This is a genomic window from Psychrobacter sp. AOP31-B2-9 (assembly GCF_052378005.1).
Lineage (GTDB): Bacteria > Pseudomonadota > Gammaproteobacteria > Pseudomonadales > Moraxellaceae > Psychrobacter.
On sequence record NZ_JBQSXG010000007.1, the window covers coordinates 13,514 to 35,117 of the forward strand.

The 21,604-nt window shown below is 41.8% G+C and carries 18 protein-coding genes; 5 read left to right on the top strand and 13 right to left on the bottom strand.

Annotated elements, in window-relative coordinates:
- Positions 1-112: 112 nt before the first annotated feature.
- Positions 113-628, top strand: coding sequence for a hypothetical protein (locus tag ACT3SX_RS01775; protein WP_192519562.1), 516 nt, complete (start codon positions 113-115; stop codon positions 626-628).
- Positions 629-927: 299 nt separating this feature from the next.
- Here the strand turns inward: ACT3SX_RS01775 and lpxC are convergent, their stop codons facing one another.
- From lpxC to ACT3SX_RS01835, 12 genes are all read right to left on the bottom strand, one after another.
- Positions 928-1,845, bottom strand: a complete 918-nt coding sequence (lpxC, locus tag ACT3SX_RS01780; RefSeq protein WP_192992064.1) for a UDP-3-O-acyl-N-acetylglucosamine deacetylase — start codon at positions 1,843-1,845, stop codon at positions 928-930.
- A gap of 475 nt (positions 1,846-2,320) precedes the next feature.
- Positions 2,321-3,520: a cell division protein FtsZ gene (ftsZ, locus tag ACT3SX_RS01785; protein WP_192992063.1), complete on the bottom strand. Its 1,200-nt coding sequence runs from the start codon at positions 3,518-3,520 to the stop codon at positions 2,321-2,323.
- Positions 3,521-3,768: 248 nt separating this feature from the next.
- On the bottom strand, positions 3,769-5,061 hold the full coding sequence (gene ftsA, locus ACT3SX_RS01790; protein ID WP_226945089.1) for a cell division protein FtsA: 1,293 nt from the start codon (positions 5,059-5,061) through the stop codon (positions 3,769-3,771).
- 198 nt (positions 5,062-5,259) lie between these two features.
- Positions 5,260-6,018, bottom strand: coding sequence for a cell division protein FtsQ/DivIB (locus ACT3SX_RS01795; protein WP_192992061.1), 759 nt, complete (start codon positions 6,016-6,018; stop codon positions 5,260-5,262).
- 413 nt (positions 6,019-6,431) lie between these two features.
- The gene (locus ACT3SX_RS01800) at positions 6,432-7,358 is read right to left on the bottom strand and encodes a D-alanine--D-alanine ligase (RefSeq protein ID WP_192519567.1); all 927 of its coding nucleotides are present in this window, start codon (positions 7,356-7,358) and stop codon (positions 6,432-6,434) included.
- A 105-nt stretch (positions 7,359-7,463) separates the two neighbouring features.
- Positions 7,464-8,903, bottom strand: a complete 1,440-nt coding sequence (murC, locus tag ACT3SX_RS01805; RefSeq protein ID WP_192519557.1) for a UDP-N-acetylmuramate--L-alanine ligase — start codon at positions 8,901-8,903, stop codon at positions 7,464-7,466.
- Between the two features lie 84 nt (positions 8,904-8,987).
- Positions 8,988-10,073 (bottom strand): undecaprenyldiphospho-muramoylpentapeptide beta-N-acetylglucosaminyltransferase, encoded by a 1,086-nt coding sequence (gene murG, locus ACT3SX_RS01810; protein ID WP_192519556.1) that lies wholly within the window; start codon positions 10,071-10,073, stop codon positions 8,988-8,990.
- Positions 10,074-10,397: 324 nt separating this feature from the next.
- Positions 10,398-11,369, bottom strand: coding sequence for a glutathione synthase (gshB, locus tag ACT3SX_RS01815; RefSeq protein ID WP_192991974.1), 972 nt, complete (start codon positions 11,367-11,369; stop codon positions 10,398-10,400).
- 52 nt (positions 11,370-11,421) lie between these two features.
- Positions 11,422-12,132 carry an orotate phosphoribosyltransferase gene (pyrE, locus tag ACT3SX_RS01820; RefSeq protein ID WP_442061807.1) on the bottom strand — a complete coding sequence of 237 codons (711 nt, stop codon included), beginning with the start codon at positions 12,130-12,132 and terminating at the stop codon, positions 11,422-11,424.
- A gap of 77 nt (positions 12,133-12,209) precedes the next feature.
- Complete coding sequence (locus ACT3SX_RS01825) at positions 12,210-13,205, bottom strand: hypothetical protein (RefSeq protein WP_192519517.1); 996 nt, start codon at positions 13,203-13,205, stop codon at positions 12,210-12,212.
- A 167-nt stretch (positions 13,206-13,372) separates the two neighbouring features.
- Positions 13,373-14,212 carry an SDR family oxidoreductase gene (locus ACT3SX_RS01830; RefSeq protein WP_192519518.1) on the bottom strand — a complete coding sequence of 280 codons (840 nt, stop codon included), beginning with the start codon at positions 14,210-14,212 and terminating at the stop codon, positions 13,373-13,375.
- Between the two features lie 108 nt (positions 14,213-14,320).
- The gene (locus ACT3SX_RS01835; RefSeq protein ID WP_192991976.1) at positions 14,321-16,435 is read right to left on the bottom strand and encodes an Lnb N-terminal periplasmic domain-containing protein; all 2,115 of its coding nucleotides are present in this window, start codon (positions 16,433-16,435) and stop codon (positions 14,321-14,323) included.
- Positions 16,436-16,714: 279 nt separating this feature from the next.
- Between ACT3SX_RS01835 and ampD the strand changes: the two genes are divergently transcribed.
- From ampD to ACT3SX_RS01850, 3 genes are all read left to right on the top strand, one after another.
- Positions 16,715-17,314, top strand: coding sequence for a 1,6-anhydro-N-acetylmuramyl-L-alanine amidase AmpD (ampD, locus tag ACT3SX_RS01840; RefSeq protein WP_192519520.1), 600 nt, complete (start codon positions 16,715-16,717; stop codon positions 17,312-17,314).
- Positions 17,315-17,419: 105 nt separating this feature from the next.
- Positions 17,420-18,970, top strand: coding sequence for a murein biosynthesis integral membrane protein MurJ (gene murJ, locus ACT3SX_RS01845; protein ID WP_192519521.1), 1,551 nt, complete (start codon positions 17,420-17,422; stop codon positions 18,968-18,970).
- Between the two features lie 116 nt (positions 18,971-19,086).
- A complete protein-coding gene (locus ACT3SX_RS01850; RefSeq protein WP_192519522.1) occupies positions 19,087-19,632 on the top strand; it encodes a hypothetical protein in 546 nt (181 codons plus the stop codon).
- Positions 19,633-19,695: 63 nt separating this feature from the next.
- Here the strand turns inward: ACT3SX_RS01850 and ACT3SX_RS01855 are convergent, their stop codons facing one another.
- Positions 19,696-20,295, bottom strand: a complete 600-nt coding sequence (locus ACT3SX_RS01855) for a GNAT family N-acetyltransferase (RefSeq protein ID WP_192519523.1) — start codon at positions 20,293-20,295, stop codon at positions 19,696-19,698.
- Positions 20,296-20,560: 265 nt separating this feature from the next.
- Here ACT3SX_RS01855 and ribF point away from each other — a divergent pair, with 265 nt between their 5' ends.
- Positions 20,561-21,604 (top strand): bifunctional riboflavin kinase/FAD synthetase, encoded by a 1,044-nt coding sequence (ribF, locus tag ACT3SX_RS01860; protein WP_192519524.1) that lies wholly within the window; start codon positions 20,561-20,563, stop codon positions 21,602-21,604.

A 21,604-nucleotide genomic window follows, 5' to 3' on the forward strand; every position in this document is an offset into this window, starting at 1 on the left:
TACAGATATAAATATCTGACTAGTCAGCTCTCACACAAATCGTTTAACATATATCTCTTTAGCATATCTGTTATGAGTATCGATTTTGTCACCTATTAGATGAGTCATTACGATGTCAAAAAAACAACCTAATCGGCTTGCCCAGCTTATCGATCACCAAGCTTTTGCTGGTAGCGCACTACCTCAAACACTTGCTGATAATATGCGTCTATATATACAAACGACCAATGAGGTAAAAGAGCTATTGGTAGACTGTCTACCTGAGGAAATCCTCAATACCTGTTGGGTCGTAGGTTTCACTTCTGAACAGTTAATACTCAGTGTTGGCTCAATAACTGCTGCGAATCACATCCGTTATCTACAAAATGCTTATTTGCAAGTACTAACAGAGCAATCAATTACATTTAAACAACTCAAAAAAATCCGCGTCGTAGTCGTTAGTAAATCGAATAATAATCACTCATCTAAGCAAGCATCAACACTCTCAACAGAATTTTCTAAGGCTGATAAAGCTAATGAAAATCAGGTGCTTAGCCAAAACATAAAACGGACTATATCACAGGCTGCAGAGCATGTCACCACTGATGAAAACCTCAAAAAAGCACTATTACGCTTAGCAAAACATTAAAAAGACTCGGCTGTTTAATGTAAAGTTATGTAAATAAGAATGTAAAAATCGAATAAAAACAATGGAAGTTTGTAATGGAGCAAATAAAAAAAATCATCTGTTGGCTCTATTCATAATATGAATAGAGCCAACAGATGATTTAAAAACTATCTACAGCTTTTGCATACTCTAGCTTAGAGTAAAGCTATCAAAATAATATTGAGTGTGTATTCATATTTTTTAATATTATAAAGATGTAATTATAGACGCCGTATGTAATATTGCGTCAATGTTTCGATACTTCCTGTATATTCCCCTCTTCACGCTTCAACAACTAGCCCTTTCATCGGTAAATATTCAATAGGACAGGTTACATTGTCATCAAAAGTTACAATTTCAAAGTTATCATGGTTAGATAAAATCTCTCGCACCAATAAGTTATTTAACGCATGACCAGATTTGTAAGCGTTAAAACGACCTATAATTGGATAACCAATCAAATATAAATCACCCAAGGCGTCTAAAATTTTATGGCGAACAAACTCATCATTAAAACGCAAACCTTCTTCGTTAAGAATGTTTGCCTCATCAATAACAATAGCATTGTCCATACTGCCACCCAATGCCAAGTTATTCTGACGTAGTGCTTCAATATCACGTAAAAAACCAAAAGTACGTGCCGAGCTCAATTGCTCAATGAAGTTTTGCGTAGAAAACTGTAGTTGTGCATGTTGAAAGTCTTTATCGATGGCAGGATGATCAAAATCAATTTCAAAATTCAACTCAAACCCTTCATAAGGGCGCAACTCTGCCCATTTATCATCCACTTTCACTCGTACTGGTCGTACAATCTTAATGAACTTTTTTGCAGCTTCTTGTTCACACAACCCAGCATCAAGTAACAGTGCAACGAAAGGCGCTGCACTACCATCCATAATAGGTATTTCAGCGGCAGAAACACGGATTAAAAGATTATCGACTCCAAGTCCAGCAATCGCACTCAGCAAATGCTCGACCGTACCAACCCGTGTACCACCAAATACAAGATTAGAGGACATCATGGTATCTTGTACCAAAAAAGCACTGGCTGGAATAGCTTGACTGCCTTCGATATCAGAACGCTCGAAAACAATACCAGTATTCACTGGCTGTGGATGAAACTCCAAGTCAACAGGCTGACCACTATGAAGACCTGTACCTGTCACAGCTATCGCAGTTTTTATAGTTCTTTGGTTCATGACTGTCTTCTCACATATTTTGTTACAATTGCCATAGTGTACCATTACAGACCACTAGTTCGCCACAGTTAAAACCTGCTATTTTTCTTATCTCCTTGATTGATAACACTTATCACACCAAGCTGAAACTATTTTCATGATCTAAAAACATAATTATTCCTATGTATGTAGCCATATTAAAGTCGATATTTATTATCGAGATATGTCTTATGCTACTACTCGTTAATAATTAGTGGTTCTTAAAATGCTACCTCTATAGTCAAAGAAATCTAAAATGGGTACAAGGTAATCGACTACAGATTGTACAGGTAATATATCTAAGAAGGTATAACACCCTAGCAACTTAGTAGTTCACCGACTATATCTATTACAAGGATCATAGAATAACGCTTTTGCAAACAGATATACTTTATCTATAACCACAAAAAAGCCAGCGATTAACGCTGGCTTTTGCAGTTCATGATACCTAAAAATACTATTTATTTTGTTGGCGTTTTAGATAATCTTGAATACTGTTGGTTTTAGTTTTAGGCTGCTCTTGTGATGGGTTCGAACGAACAGTACTATCTTGATACATCTTAGCTTGAGACTGTTTTTGGCTATTTAGCGCACTGGTATGCAAGTTAGGATCAACTGGCTGAGTACTGTTCACAGAAGGTACAACTTGTTCCGCTACTTCAGGATCCTTACCGGCGTTTTCATCTAAAGTCAAACCTGTTGCAATAACAGTCACATGTAAATCATCACCCATTTTTTCATCAATGACTGAACCATAAAAAATATGAGCATCATCAATATCAGTAATCTCTTCCACTATTATGCTGATTTTGCTCATTTCATCTAGCGATAACGACTCAGAAGAAATAACGTTAACCAATAGACCCTTAGCATTCTCTAAACGCAAATCATCAAGTAATGGTGATCTGATGGCTTTTTCCGTCGCTTGACGTGCACGATCGTCCCCACTTGCACGGCCAATACCCATCATTGCATGACCTTTAGCAGTCATCGCAGTACGAATATCGTTGAAATCGATATTAATCATACCTTCGCTAGCGATGGTTTCAGCAATACCTTGCACCGCATGCAGTAGTACATCATCCGCTTTTTTAAACGCGTCTTGCATAGAAATATTGCCGTACACACTCATTAATTTATCATTTGGAATAGTAATGATAGAGTCAACGAAGTTAGTTAGCTGCTCGATACCGGCTTTCGCCGCCTTGATACGCTTACCGCCTTCAAATTTAAATGGTGTGGTCACAACCGCTACCGTCAATACTTCCATTTCCTTAGCAATACGAGCAACCACTGGTGCTGCACCTGTACCTGTACCGCCACCCATACCAGCCGTAATAAACACCATATCTGAATGTTCGAGTAATGCACGGATAGATTCTTCTTCGCTTTCTGCCGCTTCACGACCAACTTCTGGGTTTGCACCTGCACCTAGACCACGGTTGGTTTTTGCACCCAGCTGTAGTTTATGCGGCGCAGTTAGACGATCAAGTGCTTGTTTGTCCGTATTGGCACAAACAAACGTTACACCTCTAATTCCTTGTTGTACCATATGTTCAACTGCATTACCGCCACCGCCGCCAACACCGAATACAGTGAAGCTCGCTTGGCCGTTATTTTGAAGCTGGTTATCATCTGGCATGGTGTATTTTGACATAAAAAAGATTCTCCAGTTGCAGATAGCGTGATGATTAATACGTGGTAACGCACTCATATGGCGCACTATCGACATACTATATATAAATGTATTTAAATAAAATAGGGCTATGGCTTAATATTTTAGCGTAGATGACAATAGGTCATCATTACACAAATCATTACTTTTTATATTACTTCATTTTTTGCTTAAATAATTTAAGTCTATTCTACAAAGTGCTAGCTTTCTTGGCATTTTATCAAGAAACACTATAGTATTTTTTTTAGTACACTCGCAAAACGTTGCCCCGCACTTTGAAAAATACTCGTGACTCTATTTTCCTGAAGGGCTTCAGGTTCGCTTTTTTCACTACGACGGAACTGCTCGCTTTGACTATATAGTAGTGTACCAAATGCCGTTTGATAAGTACGATCGTTAACCTGAATATTCAACTGCTTGAATGATTCATCATTATCAAACTGGTTATACGCACTAATTGCAGGATGCGTATTGGTCAACACGACTGGCATTTTGAGTAGTTTCTTAGCAAAAGGTATCATACCTTTGATCACGCTACCGCCACCAGTAAGAACGATACCTTTATCAATATAGCCAATTAAGTCGGCCTCATGTAGCTGACGAGCAACTTCCGTAAATATTTGGATATAGCGAGCCTCAATAATACGAGCTAAATTATAAATATTGATATTGATCTCGTCACCTGACCCTTGTGGTTTAAAGAGAAAGAATGAGCTGGGATCAACACTATGTACATCAGCAGTACCATGAGTCTTTTTGAGCTTTTCAGCTTCAATCATTGAGATACCAAAGTCAGCAGAAATATCCATAGTAACTTCATGGCTACCAGTCGCAATACAATGGGTAAATATCAGTTTATTTTCTTTATAAACACAAATGCTGGTGGTGCTCGCACCAATATCTACCAAACACACACCCTGTTGGCGCTCATCGCTCATTAGGCTATATTCAGCACTGGTCACAGCATCAAAAACGATATGATCAATACCAACGTCACAACTTTGCAGTAACTTCTGAATATTTTGGCGACTAGATACTGGCATCATCATCATGTGATACATCACAGTAATATTATGTGCCATTGTCTCAATAGCATCATCAACTATAAAATCTTGATCGTTAACATAAATACCTTGCTGACAACAATGCATCAAGTAATAGTCTGATGGTAGATCTCGTGACTTAGCGTTTGACAAAGCTTGTACCATATCTTTAGCACGTACTACGTCATCCTCTACTTGCACTTCACCTGCACTATTTTTACTAAATAACTCAGGTGTTGCCAATGTCAGCCACACACTATGTACACGGCAATTGGCTGTATCTTCTGCTTCTTGAATAGCTTGCTTAATAGCTCCCTGCAAACGTTCTCGATGCTTTATTTGACCTTGATAAAAATCACTATTTTTAACTTGTCCCACGCCCAAAATGCGGATGTCTTTTGCAGAGACAACGCTACCGATAACGACATAGACTGCCGTGGCACTTAGATGGACAACAACCAGATTTTCAGTATTTTTCATGGTACCAGACAAATTATTATCGCTAAACAGGAGACCAAATGACGTCTCCATTAGATCATTTAAAAAAGCGCTATCAATACACTATAATGTAGTGTATTCAGTGCTAAATACTATCGAAACTGCTAAAACTAAAAAGTTTCATCGTTCTTTATTTTCTACTATCTATACTCTTTCATATATCTATAGCGCTACTATTTTTTAAGAAATAGTAAAACCATTTTTATAACGCAAATCTACCGATTGAATCTCATCTTGACGCTCGCTTAGTTGGTTACTAAGCAACTGACTCAAATTTAATAGTTTTTGTGCGGTATTTTCATTATCTACAATAATACGTAGCCCACTATCAAAACGAATCAACCATGTCATTCTTGGTGACAAAATAATATCTTCGACTTGCATACCAAGTGGCGAATACCAATCATTGACTTGCTGCATTTGCTGCATAATAACTGGTGCTTGACGTATTTCACCTTGCAAAGTAGCAAATTTTTCTTGCCTCAAGTCTCTGCTATCTGCAGGAACGAATACAGCACCTTTTGCATCAACCAAACGCTCTGTACCAAAATTAGCCACTGCTTGTTTCGGTAATGCAGTCACAACAATACCACGCTGCCAATCACGAGAAACGCTTACTTGGTCAACCCAAGCCAGACCAATGGATATATCTCTCAGTGCCTGCAGATCAGAGGTAAAAAAACTACTCACCTCTTGCTGATCCATTATTTGTTGCAATGAGCGATATTGAACGTCTGTCAAACCTTCATGATTGACATGAATAGCAGCTGGCGGCGCATCACGTAATGCTTTCCCACCCATAATCAATATTAGGACTAGCAATCCTAGTACCATGGCCATAAAAAAATATCTGACCGTGTTTGGTACTTGAAGCTTGTTTTGTGGGCGACGGGTTTTATCACTCATCAAGTCAGTTACCTTGTTGACAGTTTGAGCCATAACGACCTTTACCCCTATATTTGCATAATAATGATCATGCTAATTATTAATTTGAGTATGCCTATAGTGCGCAGAAGCCTATTGAGTCGATATATTATCAAAGTCTTTGACTAAAACAATTTATATGATGCTATTAAACACATTTAAACGTAACATTTTTCTTAACTTACGGCTTATATTCACAAAATAACATAAACATTGCCCATAGTGGCCTATAACATACAATATTAACGTATTTTATGATCAAACAATAGCCTAACGCTTACTGGTAACAACGAATTTACACAAGTTTACATGAAGCTGTGGTATAGCAGTTCTAGCGATACATTAACGTATGCGTATCCCTATTTTTAACATAGAAATAGGCTTTAGACTTGTTCAAATCAATATATGTACCAGTAGTAAAAACTTCACTATAACGTTTGCGCCAAAATATGCCAGCATAGAGTATCAAAGTCCATACCTCGAGCCTTAGCGGCCATCGGAACCAAGCTGTGACTAGTCATACCTGGTACAGTATTGATTTCCAGTAACCAAAAATTTCCTGCAGCATCTTGCATAGCATCGATACGACCCCATCCTTTTGCTTCAACAGCCCTAAATGCTGCTAGACTCAAATCCTGTAAATGTTTTTCATCGGTAGCGCTCAACCCGCAAGGAATATAATAGCTCGTATCATTACGGTTATATTTGGCTTCAAAGTCATAAAAATTCGTAATATCAGCGGGCTCTAGACGAATAACGGGATACGCCTCATCATCGATGATGACAATTGTAAACTCGCGCCCAGTGATCCAACGCTCAGCCATTACCGCATCACCGCACTGCACAGCAGTTGCATAAGCAGCAGGAAGCTCATCAAGATTATTGACTTTCGTCATACCAATGCTTGAGCCTTCGTGAACGGGTTTGATAATCAATGGTAGTCCTAGCATGTTGACCACTTGCTGCCAGTCAGTATCTGCGGTCAGTAATGAAAAGGGCGCTGTCGCCAAACCACAACCTTGCCACAACTGCTTGGTGCGTACTTTGTCCATACCTAGTGCTGATGCCAAGATTCCTGAACCAGTTTGTGGAATATCAAACCATTGCAACACGCCTTGCAACAAACCATCTTCGCCACCGCGACCATGCAAAACGTTGAACACGCGATCATACGCACGTAACTCAGTGATGTCTTGGTGCTTAGGATCAAAATGCGTGGCATCAACTCCTTGGTTCTGCAATGCTTGCAATACCGCTGCACCACTGTCTAAAGAAATAATACGCTCATTACTACTGCCACCGTAGACGACTGCAACTTTACCAAACTGACTAGCATCTTTTACATTACTGTTCATATTGTTTGAAACCCCTGCATTTTCAGCAGTATCTATGGCTTCATGTTTTGTATTCTTCTGATCATTATTTGTCGTCATAAGGACAGTTCCTAAAGTTCTTTTAGCTTACTTGATGTAAAGGTTATTTGCAGCCAAATCAACAGCGATCTGTCCTACATTACCAGCACCTTGGGTAATCAGCATATCATTGGCTTTCAATAAACGCTGCATTACAGGCGCCAAATTGTCTTTATCTACAATCGTCGGCTCAACTTCACCACGTAAACGAATACTACGTGCCAACGACTTGGTATCAGCACCTGCAATCGGCGTTTCACCTGCTGAATATACATCTAATAATAATAGCTCATCGACGCTTGATAGCACTTCGACAAAATCATCGTAGCAGTCACGCGTACGACTGAAACGGTGTGGCTGAAATAACATGACTAAGCGACGATCAGGGAAACTTTGACGGGCAGCTTTGATAGTCGCATCGACTTCTTTTGGGTGATGACCATAATCATCAATCAATAGAACATTACCATCATCAATATCTACAGAAGCTTGCTGCTCAAAGCGGCGGCCAACGCCTTCGAACTTCTGAAGTGCACGGGTAATCGCTGCATCATCGACCCCTTCATCAGTCGCCATGGTTATAGCGGCCAGTGCATTATAGACATTGTGAGTACCAGGAATATTGAGTGTCAAACGTAATGGTTCACGGTCACGGCGCAAAACAGTAAAGTGCGTCTTGGTGCCTTCAGTGACTAGGTCAATACCCTGCACATCATTAAAAGGCTCGAGTCCGAAGGTTAATACAGGTCGACCGATGTCATCAATCATCGCGTAAAGTTCTGGGTCATCACCGCATACCACTGCCAAACCATAAAACGGCATGTTTTGTAAAAACTGAATATAAGCCGCTTTTAGCTTATCAAAACTGTTCTCATAGGTTTCCATATGATCTTGATCGATATTAGTTACGATCGCAGCCATAGGGTGCAAAGATAAAAAAGATGCATCAGATTCATCGGCTTCTGCAACTAAAAAACGACTGCTACCTAGTGCCGCATTTTTACCAGAGGCATTTAATTTACCACCGATGACATATGTAGGATCGAGCTGACCTTCTGCCATCATCGTAGTGAGCAAACTAGTCGTTGTGGTCTTACCATGAGCACCTGCAACAGCAATACTGTGGCGATAGCGCATCAACTCGCCCAGCATATCCGCGCGACGTACCACTGGCAAGCGTGCCTCAAGCGCAGCTTTAATCTCAGGGTTACTACGGTCAATCGCTGATGATACGACGATAACATCCGCATTGGCGATGTTTTTTGAGTCGTGACCAATGGATATATCAATACCAATTTGCTGTAGACGACGTGTAACTACACTCTCAGCAATATCAGATCCACTGACTTCATACCCTTGATTACTCATCACCTCTGCAATGCCACACATTCCTGAACCACCAATACCTACAAAGTGTAAATGCTGAATACGGCGCATTTCTGGTATTTCAATCAAACGCTTAGGTAAAGCTTTTGCAGAAGTAGGCATAAGAAATTCTCTTTATTAAAGGCGAGTAAAATGTAGTAAATTAAAATAATTGGTCATAAAAATAGCCGCTGATAGAATCACAAACTATAGGGCTTGCCAAATAATATCAGCAACCTGCTTACTGGCACTGCGATTGGCAAGAGCGTGACCTTTTTTGGCCATTGCTAAACAGCTCGCTCTATCAAGGGAAGAAAGCTCTTCACTCAAACGCTGTGACGTAAGCTCTGACTGGGGCAATAAAATCGCGGCATCATGTGAAGTTAGTGTCTTAGCATTGGCAGTTTGGTGATCGTCAACGGCATGTGGTAGCGGCACAAAAATAGCGGCGATACCGACATTCTGAATTTCCGTCACCGTCAATGCACCTGCGCGGCAAACAATAATATCAGCCCAATTATATGCTGCCGCCATATCATCGATAAACGGCTGTACGACAAACTTATGAATGCTTAAATCCTGCTCATCATAAGCCGCTTGTGTGGCTGCCTCATTATTACGACCACATTGGTGACGCACTTCAAAAGCATGATTCATCAGTGCCAATGATTTAGGCACTGTCTCATTCAATACTTGCGCGCCAAGTGAGCCACCAACCACAAGTAATTTAAGCGGTGAGCTATCATTGACATCATAGCGCACGGTTGGTTCATCGACCCCAGTAATAGCATTACGTACTGGATTACCAACTGTCTCTAATTTTGCATCAAGCTCACTATTGGCAAACGTATCCTCAAAGGCTTGCAATACTTTGGTCGCCATCTTAGACAAATAACGATTACTCATGCCAGCGATGGCATTTTGCTCATGGATAATCAGTGGCGTCTTGGTCAACCGTGCGGCAATACCACCAGGCGCGGTCACATAACCACCAAAGCCGACAACAATATCAATCTGATTGTTACGAATTACTTTTATAGCAGCCATCGTCGCTGCCAACAAAGTCACTGGCAGCTTTAATAAGCGCCCTATTCCCTTACCACGTAACCCTTGCATGTCGATAGCATGAAAACTATAGCCAGTTGGTTGAACCAAGCCATTTTCCATACCATTTGGGGTGCCTAACCAATGGATAACAGCACCGCGCTGAGTCAATTCTTCAGCCACTGCCAATGCAGGGAAAACATGCCCGCCTGTACCAGCAGCCATCATTAATATATGCGGTGTCTTCATGTATATCTGCCTATCTTTTTTGTTTATATAAAGAACTTATTACTCTACCAACATTCAAATCATCAACAAATAACGACTCTATAAAATATCGCATAGTATAGTGTAAATAGTGAGCTTATATATAGTATTTTATTCATTATCAATAACAAAAATCCAAGTCGTGAGTAACCGCGACTTGGCTTTGATAAACATGGTGAGACAATGATAAAGTCGCTCTTATTTATAGCGTATCAATACAACATACTAGCACAACCATTTTTTACCATTGTTCAGATACCTTAAAAATAAATCACTCTATTATTGCTAGAGCCAGCACTCAGTTGCTCAAATGACCAATTTATTTTCAATAGCAATGATAAAGTCGGTTGCAATATCTGTACCGCACTGATCATCAATCTCGCGTACACAGGTCGGACTAGTGACATTAATCTCAGTGATACGGCCACCGATTAGGTCCAAACCAACGAACATTAGACCTTTTTCCTTAACGATCGGTGCAACCACTTCAGCTACTTGGCGCTCAACGTCCGTTAACGGCATAGCCACACCGCGACCACCAGCAGCCAGATTACCTCGGGTTTCGCCTTTGCTCGGAATACGAGCCAACGAATAGTCCACTACTACCCCATCGACAATGAGTACACGCTTGTCACCATCTTTGATTTCTGGTAGATAACGCTGTGCCATGATGGGTAATGTTTCAAGCTCTGTGAGCATCTCAAGCGTGGCACCAATATTGGGACTATCAGCAGTTAAACGAAAAATCCCTGTGCCGCCCATACCATCTAACGGTTTGACGATAACGTCTTGCTGCTCAGTGATGAACTTGCGAATATGTGCTTGTTTGCTGGTCACAATCGTTGGGCTCATATAGTTGCTAAACCAAGTGGCAAACAGTTTCTCATTACAGTCACGAATCGCTTGTGGATCATTGACCACTAATACGCCTGCAGCTTTGGCATGATCGAGCATATAGGTCGTATAGATAAAACGCATATCAAACGGTGGATCTTTACGCATCAAGATCACGTCATAGTCGCCCACTGGCCCTGTTGCTTTATCGCCCAATGTATAAAAATCTGTAGGATCACGCTTCACTGTAAGCGGCTGTGTATCAACCATCAACTGACCACGGTCCAACCACAAGTCATGAATCTGACAGTAACCAAGCTGATGTCCGCGATCTTGAGCGGCCCACATCATGGCTAGGCTGGTGTCTTTTTTATAGTTAACCTGCTCAATAGGATCCATAATGACGAGTATATTTAGCGATTTTTCTTGTTTTGGTTGGCTCATGATAAGACTCACTTACGTTATATTGTTAATATGAAACGAACTCAGTGCCCAACTATACGCCGTACTGCTTACGATAGTGCTGCATTTTTGCCAGCTGGGTCGCATCTTTATATTGACTATTGTCATCTGCTAAATAACTGATTAAATCATCAATATCGACAAGTGCACGTACTGGCACTTCTAATGTTGAGGCCAGCTCTTGAATGGCAGAATGATCGCTTTGGCCTTTTTCTTTACGATCAAGCGCAACGATAATACCTGCAACGCTCGCACCCGCTTGTTCTAAAATCTCAACGACTTCACGCATTGCCGTGCCAGCTGTAATGACATCATCAAGCACCCAAACCGCTTTGCCACTGACATCAGCACCTACCAAATTACCACCTTCGCCATGGGTTTTGGCCTCTTTGCGGTTATAACCCCATTTAGCATTGATACCATGATGCAACCACAATGCTTGTGCCGTTGCAGCCACAAAAGGAATGCCTTTGTACGCAGCACCAAAGATGACCAACTCTTGCACATCTGCGCCGTTATTTGCCTCAGCCACTTGCGCTGCCAATGCATCAGCATAGCCACGTGCTAATAACGATAACATCTCACCGCTAGCAAGCAAACCGGCATTAAAAAAATACGGACTGATACGACCAGACTTGAGGACAAACTCACCAAATTTGAGAACTTGATTGTCTAAAGCCAATTGAATAAATTGATGAGAGGAGAAAGAAGGGTTTTGAGCGTTAGGTACTGAAACATTAAGCATAGAGAGGTTCCTATTGACAAAAATAAGGGCAAAAAACTGGCAGTATTGTACGCATTATTAGTCAGCTTGACCAACCATTAACTTAACCAGCCATTGATATCGTAGTCTTGCATATTGGGATAACGAGTCAGCAAACCGCTGCGTGATGAGAGGTTAAAGTAACATTGTCCGTCATGACTCACTTGTATCTCCCAGCCCAAATGATAAGCAGCAACAATAATATGTCCTGAAAAAACTCGTATCTGACGATACACATGACGCTGTGATGGCTCACAAATCACCTGACTGAGCAGGTAGCTGCGTATATGCTGACAAATTTGCGCCGCACTATAGCTGTGGTTGATGCTTTTACGCGTACTACATTGTTTTAAAACATGCAAAGCAGCACTACACGCCATGATATCAGTAGCCAGACTACCCTTGCCTGTCTCAAACTGCTGCGGCTGCAAAATCACTTGCCAATCATCTGCATAAAGACTATTTAGTAGCTCATCGGGATTATAACGTTTGGTCAATGCACGTAGCGATGCGCCGTTATTTTCGACATTAGTATTATTCAGCTCAGAATTTGATGAACTATCAACAAGTGAAAAACCATAACGCTGCAGCTTTGGATAAGCATGAAGCGCTTTCTGAATATCTGACATATCTAACAATATCATGTCAGTTAGAGGTACTAATAATGGCTGCTCGCTATGATTATGATAAAAACTGTCTGGAAACTCAGCCAAATTAGCGGCACGCAGCAGCGACAAGTGATCCCTCAAGTCTTCTGAAGCAATCAATGCCCATTTAGATAAATTGTCTTTGTTACGCTGAGAAAAACGCGCCGCATTACCGTATAACCGGCGGAGCTGACCATTAAGACGACGTGTAGGCTCTGGAATATCAGTCAAAGGCCTTGCAGGGTCAAGTGGTGATTGCTTTGGATCAAAGTTAGGGTGCACGATAGCTGGTCGCTTACTATCAGAAAAAATAGGCGATTGCTCAGCGTTGCCTTCTGCAAGCTTACCGCCTACCGCCGTCATATCAGTAGTAGCTAAGCGATTATCAGAAGTAGAAGGCTGGGTCATGAAATCTCCATAGATTACGAAATATAAAACAAATAAGGCAAATCAGGTCCAACGGTCATCTTATACCATCCACAAAATTTGGAGTAGCGAGAAACATAAGCGCTAGTACCACACATTGTCATCTAAACAAGCTTGGACACGATGATGCTTACTTTTTTGGTATAGCATTATGCTTGATGACGCAAAATATCACGGTAACCTACTTGCCAATCAGGATAATCCAGCCAAGCTAATGGAATATTGCTATGCAAGCGTTTTCCCGTAACTGCTGTTTTTTCATCGTCAATCATAGGTGATGTCTCACCTACTTGTTGACTTAACCAAACGCCTAACTCCAATGTGGTGACGGGCGCATAGTCAGTGGCTAAATAGATTGGTTGTGGCACCTCTATCGTCATTACTTTTGCAATAATATTAATCAAATCACGATCCATGATTCGGTTGCTCCAATGTGCCTCAGCCACTGGCTCTTTATGTTTCTCTTTGGCTTTACGTAGGCGCATTAAGCGTGCTCGGCCATAAATACCACTAGGACGAATAATAATGGCTTTATGACCAAATCCTTGTTGCAATGCTTGTTCCGCTTGCAATATCACTCTTGAGGCTTCACGCTCAGGAGTAAGTGGCTTAGTATCTACATCGATCCACTCGCCATCATTTTGTCCATAAACACCTGTTGAGGAGATAAAAACAACACGCGACAGATTGGGCAGCTGAGGTTCAAGCGTTGCCAAATGCTGACAAATAGCAAGGTAGCTATCGTGATAACCGCTGGCCGAATACTCATCAGGAGTCACAATAATGGCAATATGAGTGAAGTCTTGCAACTGCTGACTGGTCAAACTCAACGCATCCTCTTGCATAAACTGTACTGTGTCATCTAGCTCATAATTATACCGTTCACCACGAGCCAGTCCTGTGACATTCAAACCGTCCTGTGCAAGCTTATTGGTAACTGGCAAACCAATATCACCTTGACCTATAATCAGTAAATTTTGCTTACCCATCATATACCCCTTATTTAGCAAAACGTCTGATGATAATACCAATAGTCACACTCAAAAAATACTAGACCCTGTCCTCATTTTGAAAACCATTATAAAAGCCACTAAACTCTAAAAATAACGCCTATATGACAGCTGTATGTCTTCATTGGCATCGATACGATCTTGCCACTCATAGTTAGCCTTCATGCGTAGCGCCTGTTTTTGATCGATATCGTATTGTAGACCCACTGTCGAAATCGGCTGCCAATAATGACCACGGACGTCAGACGTATCGCTATTGCCATGATACCAATATGGCAGTTGCAATTCAGCCTGCGCACGTAATTGATTGTTAATCTGATAGTGACAACCTGCATTCACACCTGCGCCGATACGAACGCCTTTACTAATACCGCGACCTGCCTGCGTCGTCCCTGATAAAAAAGCATAGCACAACTGCGGTGGCATCTCGCCAGTACCCACATTCGGGGTTCCAAAGGCCCAAGACCAGCCCGTCTCGTAGCCAACACTTCCTACTAGATGATCGGTGCCATCTTTCTGTGAGCCGTCATTGACGCGTGTCGCCTCGATACTTGCACCCCACGATTTTCCTGTCTTAGCAGAATTAACGGGATTAAAAGAACGACCGCGAATTAACGTGGCATTTTGCAAGACGATATTTTTTGGCTGATTGTCTTTATCACTGTCCGTGTCATATAGACGTAGGGTCGCAGCCAAGCCTTCTAAATTAAAAAACTGTGGATACCCTGAAGTGGGATCTAGAATGTCATGGAAGCCTGCTCTCACCCCAAGATCAATATAATCGTTATCACCGCGCTGCCCTATAGCAATACGGCTCAGGTTTAAGGAATGACGGTCCACTGGATTATTATCCGACACAGCGATACGCCGCTGCTGCAATGTCTGACCATCGGCTGATATACTTGAGATAGGATCGAGCTGCGCAGATTTAATCTCGTTTATAGTCTGTTCTGCACTATTATGGTAGCCCAGTTGCTTACGCTGCTGCTTGCTCTCATTAAGCTGTGATTGGCGTAAGGTGCTATCTGCTGGCGTGTAAATAGTACTGGCGAGCAAGCCCTCTTTATCAAGTAACTGCACCACATCCGAGGGAACGACGGCATACTGTAATCGACTTAATAAATGCTGCTGCGGGCGCACCACATCAATTAAGCGCAACACTTCAGACGCGCAATTATCTGTGGTGAAGTAATAGGGTAGCTTCAAATCTTTGGTTTCCCAAACGTGCAACATAATTTGCTGCACTTCGCTCGGTGTCAGATCTAGCTGATAGGTCCACGTATCACGCTCATCTCCTTGTAGATAATTAGCGAGCTTTTCAGGATAAGGGTCAATCTCAATAAGGCTATCATAAGCACCGATCACTGACTTGACAGAGTATGCCGGAAAGCTATCCTCAGGATTGCCATCTACCGTATAATTCAGCGCATAAGCATGCTGGATCTGCTTGGGATCGGCCGCGCTTTCTTTTGAGTCGATACGCAGTAGAGTATGAGCAAACGCTGAGAGCGGATTGTCTAAATACTCCTGTGCAAACATAAGAGACAGCTGCTCAGGTGCAATCGTTTGCATCCACTCATCCAGCTCTGGACAATCAACTTGTAGCGCTGGGTCGTCGATATTCAAGGTATCAGTTAGCCATTGTACTCTCGCAGGAAAACGGCACAGTACCGAGTTGCTATTGTTAACAGTCATCGCTGTTTCATTTGCAAGCGCAACGAGCATGGCATCAAGTTCCGCTGCTGAATCGCTGCGACCATTTTTACTTAAGAAAAAATCAGCATCATCAACCATGCTCGTTTGTTTTTTCTTACCAATTAACTTCTTTTGATCATCAAAGAAATACAATAACCGTCGCCAAGTTGTATGCTGTGCTAGATTCTTTGTTTCTGCCTGTTTGCGCCACACAGCTAGCAACGATTGGGTATTACCGTCTTTTTTACCTAGCATCGTTTGTGTACTTTGAACGTTTGCTTCAGCACCATTATATGGTGCGTTATTGCTAGGTGCGGTATCACTATTTATTGTCGTTTGTGGCTTATCTGCCAGCTCCCCTGTGGTAACTAGCAGTTCTGGCGTTGGCAAAAAAGCTTGTGCTTGTATAGAAAATAGCAATCCAGTGATAGCAAATGACAAACAAGCTCGTTGGCAAGTTGCTGTTAAGGTACAATCGACAGATAGAGAAGCGGGCTGTTTAGACATAGGATAAAACCTCAGATGTTATTATTCATACGCCGATTGCGTGATTAAGAATTGGAAAGTAATGCCTGCTGAGTCGTCAAATCAAATAACTTAAAAAGCCATATTCGCTTTAGACCGCTTAAGCATCCACGTCACTTTTGCTATTATTTTATAAAAAAGTGATCACAATAAATCATCTATAGCACATCTATTAGGGCGTGCCTAGAACTGCCTGAGCGATCAGCAGTGCCGACTTGTGAATGATCAACACGCCTTAGTACTATTATAAAAGAGAATATCATGACCACAGCAGCATCAATGACTATCAAAGACGGCTTACTATCTGCAGCCACATGGCTTGCGTCACCAAATAAAAATATGAGACCGACAGATATCAGTATCGACACTATTGTCATTCATAATATTAGCTTGCCACCCAATGATTTTGGCGCATGTAACTCTGATGGCATACCCTATGTAAAGGCGTTGTTTACCAATCAACTGGACTGGAATGCCCATCCTTATTTTAAATCAATCGAAGGGGCGGAAGTTTCAGCGCATCTATTTATTGAGCGCGATGGAACCATTACTCAGTTTGTAAACTTCAACGAACGCGCTTGGCATGCGGGTCGATCAAGCTATTTAGGTCGACCTGAATGTAATAATTATAGCATTGGCATCGAGCTTGAAGGGTCAGATTTTATGCCTTTCACTCAAGAGCAATACGATACGCTAGCACCAGTTATCGCAGCTATATATGATGCTTACCCCAAAACACGTCGTCATGTGACAGGCCATAGCGATATCGCACCAGGCCGCAAAACCGATCCCGGTGATTTTTTTGAATGGCCAAAGCTGCGTGAGATGGTCGCCCATAGCCTAATTGATAGCAAACTCTAAGTTATATTCCACACTCAATCCATTTATCTCGATTATGAAAATGCTATAATTCGTCAATTTTTTGACACCAGTAAGTCAGCAAACAACTTAGCAAAATAGGTTCTCATGGCAAAAAGTCGGTTATTTCGTTCAACTATGGTGGTCAGCAGTATGACCATGTTGTCTCGTATTTTAGGTCTAGTACGCGATATCGTATTGTTGGGTGCCTTTGGCGCTGGTGGTTTGATGGATGCTTTTTTGGTCGCCTTTAAGATACCGAACTTTTTACGCCGGCTGTTTGCAGAAGGTGCCTTCAGTCAGGCCTTCGTCCCTGTACTATCCGAATATAAAGAAAAATATAGCCTACAGCAGGTACAGATTTTAGTTAGCCGCACATCAGGTGCACTATTAATGGCTCTGTCCATGCTGACGGTAGTGGTTATCTTAATTGCACCTTGGGTCGTAACCTTGTTTGCGCCAGGCTTTGCGGATCAACCAGATAAGTTTGCGATTACGACTGAACTGCTGCGTCTGACTTTTCCTTATTTACTGTTCATTTCTATGACCGCTTTTGCGAGTGGCATATTACAAAGCTACGGACGTTTTGCGGCACCAGCGTTTGCCCCTGTGTTATTAAACTTGTGCATGATTGGCGGTGCGCTGATTTTTGCGCCTATGTTTGATACCCCTATCATGGCGCTCGGCTATGCGGTTGCTATCGCAGGTTTGCTCCAGTTTTTGATACAACTGCCGCAGCTATGGCAACAAAAGCTACTAGTTGCACCAAAGATAGACTTTCAGCATGAAGGTGTTCGCCGTATTTTAAAGCTTATGCTACCTGCTATCTTTGGTGTCTCTGTCACGCAGATTAATTTATTGCTCAACACTGTGTTTGCGTCATTAATGATTGGCGGTTCGGTGTCTTGGCTCTATGCTGCAGAGCGTATGAGTGAGTTACCGCTAGGGTTAATCGGGGTGGCGATAGGCACGGTTATCTTGCCAAGCTTGTCGAAAAGCGAGGCTCAAAAAGACGATGTAAGTTTTAAAAAGACCCTTGATTGGGCAGCACGCTTGATTATATTGGTTGGACTTCCAGCAGCAGCTGCCTTGTTTATGCTAGCAGATGTACTTATGCAGTCCTTATTCATGCGTGGTGAATTTACTTTACAGGATTCACAGATGAGTGCGCTGGCGCTACGGAGTATGGCAGGCGGTATCTTAGGGTTTATGTTAATCAAGATATTTGCACCTGCCTTTTTTGCGCGTCAAGACACCAAAACACCGGTGAAAATCGGTATTATTTCCGTGTTTGCCAACATGATTTTTAGTATTATTTTTATCAGTATCTTTTACTTTTTAGAGATACCGCTACATGGTGGTCTAGCATTGGCGACAACTGGTGCCGCATTTGTAAATGCAGGCTTACTGTATTACTTCTTACATAAGCGTGATATCTTCCGCTTTGGTAGCCACTGGAAAAAACTGTTTGCTCAGTTTGTAATGTCTACCAGTGCCATGGTTGGTATGCTTTATGTCATGCTACCCTACTTCCCTACCAATGATGCTCAGTGGAAACGCATAGTAGCTCTACTGATTATGTGTGCAGTAGGCGCGCTGGTTTATGGTGTGGTATTACTGGCCACAGGCTTCCGTCCTCGTCAGCTAAAGCACGGATAGACAGAGATAGAGCAGGTTTTCACTTACCAAACCAAAACAAGCTTGGTATGAGAGTTGACAATATACAATGCAAATAATTGCCATAATAGACAGTTAATCAATATTGAGGCTTAACAATGACTACTAGACAGCTAACCTTCCAACGTTTGCCACTCCTACTTGCCACAGGTCTGCTGAGCACTGGGTTGCTTTTGAGCGGTTGTAGCAAGGATGTAGATGCCGAGACAACAACCGATACCACAGAAACAGCGGATACTAGTAATGACACTGATACTAACAATGAAGCTAAAAGTGAGAGCGAACAAGCAGTTGACGGGACGCCAGATGCCACTGAGCAAAAAAGCCTACTAACCAATGATACCGAAACTGGCACACCAGAAGATACGGTTAAAAAATCACTAGACAGTCTGTATTACGGCGATGCAAAAGAAGCTGCTGGATACTACAAAGTAGACATGGAAAACTTCGCAGAAGAGCTCGCCAAGACCCAATACTCTTTCCAACAAACCGTCGATAGTGTCACCATCATTGATACTCAATACAATGATGATAAAACACGTGCTACCATCACTGGCGAGATATTGTTAAAAGGACAGAGTGAGCCGGCACCCTTGAGCTATGAGTTACAGAAAATAGAAGGACAATGGAAAATTTTAGGGTAAAGCACCACAGTGCCCGTCATTGATAAAATACTATCAATCTACTGTGGCGTTATCTCAGAAGTTTCAGTCTGACGACACAGCCTTACCTAGCATAACCACATCGGCTATAAAGCCCTCCATATCACAAACCTTTGGCATATAACCCCATTGCTCAAAACCAAGCTTACGGAATAGCCCTAAGCTTGGCTGATTATGGGCAAAAATAAGTGCAATGATGTTATGAATATCTAAATCTGCTGCTTGTGTGAGCATCCAGCGTGTCAATGAGCTGCCCAGTCCTTTTCCATGAAAGTCTTGATGCAAATAAATACTAATCTCAGTGCTAATATGGTAAGCCGTACGTGCATAAAGATCACTAAAACTGCCCCATGCCACTATCGGCGAACTCTCAGTCAGGTCATTACTTTCGCCAGTTTTGGTCACTGATCGAACGACATAAATAGGTCGTGTGGCACTATTTATATGTTCGTTAAACCAATCTTCACGTTCTGCACAGGTCACTGTTGCCAGATCAGCTGTTGCTTGTTTACCCGCAATACTCTGATTATAAATCGCCAAAATCTCTGGCAAGTCTTTTTCACTTGCACGCTGTACCGTAAATTTGTCAGTGAGGTTGTATTTAAGCAAGAGAGACGGCACAGCATCGAAGTCAACATCAGACATAAGGGCTCCATATTTATTTGATAGCATGACAGATAAAGGTTTTTAATGGTTTATTTCTAACGATAGCCATCAAAGAAAAGCAAGTATAAACCACCACATTCTTTTAAAATTATGGAACTGACAACGTTATACTTAAATTATGAGTAGACTATAGGATGTTAGTATAGCCATTTTACTTTATAATGACTGATTTTAGACACATCGATTTTTAGTATGGTGTGTTTTTCTTTTTTTATCGGGTCTTATCTATCATAGCTGAAAATTTATGAACACCTATTTTCTTGAGCAACTGATTGCATCGCCAAATATTTTGCCTGCAAATATTAGCCCAGTAGACCTAGCACCCTGTGTGTTGACTATCGGTAACTTTGATGGCGTCCATTTAGGACATCAAGCGATGCTTGCACAAGTCCAAAAAATCGCACAGACAAAAAACCTTGGCTCTGCTGTCATGATATTTGAGCCACAACCTCGTGAATTTTTTGCGCCAGACAAAGCACCTGCACGTTTGACCACTCTCGCTGAAAAACAAGCATTGCTAGCAGAATACGGTGTAGAAACTTTGATAGTGGCAGGATTCGATACAGAATTTCGCTCGCTATCAGCACAAGCCTTTGCAGACATTTTGGCACTGCGTCTAAACGTACAAGCATTAGTGTTGGGCGATGACTTTAAGTTTGGTCATGACCGTACAGGTGATAGCCAGTTTTTACGCAACTATGGCTTAGATGTGACTAATTTACATACGATCACTGACAGTAGTGATGAAGCGGCTCGCATTAGCTCAACTCGTGTGCGTGATTTATTGTTGGCAGGTGATATTCAAGCAGCCAACCGACTACTTGGTCGTGAATATGCAATTACAGGAGTGGTTGTCCGCGGTGATCAGATAGGTCGAACGATAGACTTCCCTACCGCAAATATTGATTTGCAGCGAATAAAGCCTGCTTTACATGGTATTTTTGCAGTCGATGTGGTGAGTCTTGATAATGATGGTAATGTAATAGCGGATGGCTTGACGTTATCTGCCATTAATGGTCAAACGGGTATAGCAGGATTGCGTGCTAATAGTTTATTTGGTACAGCCAATATAGGCACTAGACCCTCTGTAGATAAAAAGCAGAATTGGCGCTTAGAGGTTCATTTCCCAGAGCTACAAGCGGATTTATATGGCTTAACTTTACAAGTCCGATTTTTGCATTACCTGCATGGTGAACGCCGTTATGATGGCTTAGAGGCATTGAAGACTGGTATTCATAATGATGTAAGAGAATTGATCGAGTGGCGAGCCAATCAACCAACTCATTAG

What these genes read in the sequence shown, in the direction of transcription:
- ACT3SX_RS01775 (WP_192519562.1), top strand. Translation starts at nt 113, where the DNA reads ATGTCAAAAAAACAACCTAATCGGCTTGCCCAGCTTATCGATCACCAA.
- lpxC (WP_192992064.1), bottom strand. Translation starts at nt 1,845, where the DNA reads ATGAACCAAAGAACTATAAAAACTGCGATAGCTGTGACAGGTACAGGT.
- ftsZ (WP_192992063.1), bottom strand. Translation starts at nt 3,520, where the DNA reads ATGTCAAAATACACCATGCCAGATGATAACCAGCTTCAAAATAACGGC.
- ftsA (WP_226945089.1), bottom strand. Translation starts at nt 5,061, where the DNA reads ATGAAAAATACTGAAAATCTGGTTGTTGTCCATCTAAGTGCCACGGCA.
- ACT3SX_RS01795 (WP_192992061.1), bottom strand. Translation starts at nt 6,018, where the DNA reads ATGGCTCAAACTGTCAACAAGGTAACTGACTTGATGAGTGATAAAACC.
- ACT3SX_RS01800 (WP_192519567.1), bottom strand. Translation starts at nt 7,358, where the DNA reads ATGAACAGTAATGTAAAAGATGCTAGTCAGTTTGGTAAAGTTGCAGTC.
- murC (WP_192519557.1), bottom strand. Translation starts at nt 8,903, where the DNA reads ATGCCTACTTCTGCAAAAGCTTTACCTAAGCGTTTGATTGAAATACCA.
- murG (WP_192519556.1), bottom strand. Translation starts at nt 10,073, where the DNA reads ATGAAGACACCGCATATATTAATGATGGCTGCTGGTACAGGCGGGCAT.
- gshB (WP_192991974.1), bottom strand. Translation starts at nt 11,369, where the DNA reads ATGAGCCAACCAAAACAAGAAAAATCGCTAAATATACTCGTCATTATG.
- pyrE (WP_442061807.1), bottom strand. Translation starts at nt 12,132, where the DNA reads ATGCTTAATGTTTCAGTACCTAACGCTCAAAACCCTTCTTTCTCCTCT.
- ACT3SX_RS01825 (WP_192519517.1), bottom strand. Translation starts at nt 13,205, where the DNA reads ATGACCCAGCCTTCTACTTCTGATAATCGCTTAGCTACTACTGATATG.
- ACT3SX_RS01830 (WP_192519518.1), bottom strand. Translation starts at nt 14,212, where the DNA reads ATGGGTAAGCAAAATTTACTGATTATAGGTCAAGGTGATATTGGTTTG.
- ACT3SX_RS01835 (WP_192991976.1), bottom strand. Translation starts at nt 16,435, where the DNA reads ATGTCTAAACAGCCCGCTTCTCTATCTGTCGATTGTACCTTAACAGCA.
- ampD (WP_192519520.1), top strand. Translation starts at nt 16,715, where the DNA reads ATGACCACAGCAGCATCAATGACTATCAAAGACGGCTTACTATCTGCA.
- murJ (WP_192519521.1), top strand. Translation starts at nt 17,420, where the DNA reads ATGGCAAAAAGTCGGTTATTTCGTTCAACTATGGTGGTCAGCAGTATG.
- ACT3SX_RS01850 (WP_192519522.1), top strand. Translation starts at nt 19,087, where the DNA reads ATGACTACTAGACAGCTAACCTTCCAACGTTTGCCACTCCTACTTGCC.
- ACT3SX_RS01855 (WP_192519523.1), bottom strand. Translation starts at nt 20,295, where the DNA reads ATGTCTGATGTTGACTTCGATGCTGTGCCGTCTCTCTTGCTTAAATAC.
- ribF (WP_192519524.1), top strand. Translation starts at nt 20,561, where the DNA reads ATGAACACCTATTTTCTTGAGCAACTGATTGCATCGCCAAATATTTTG.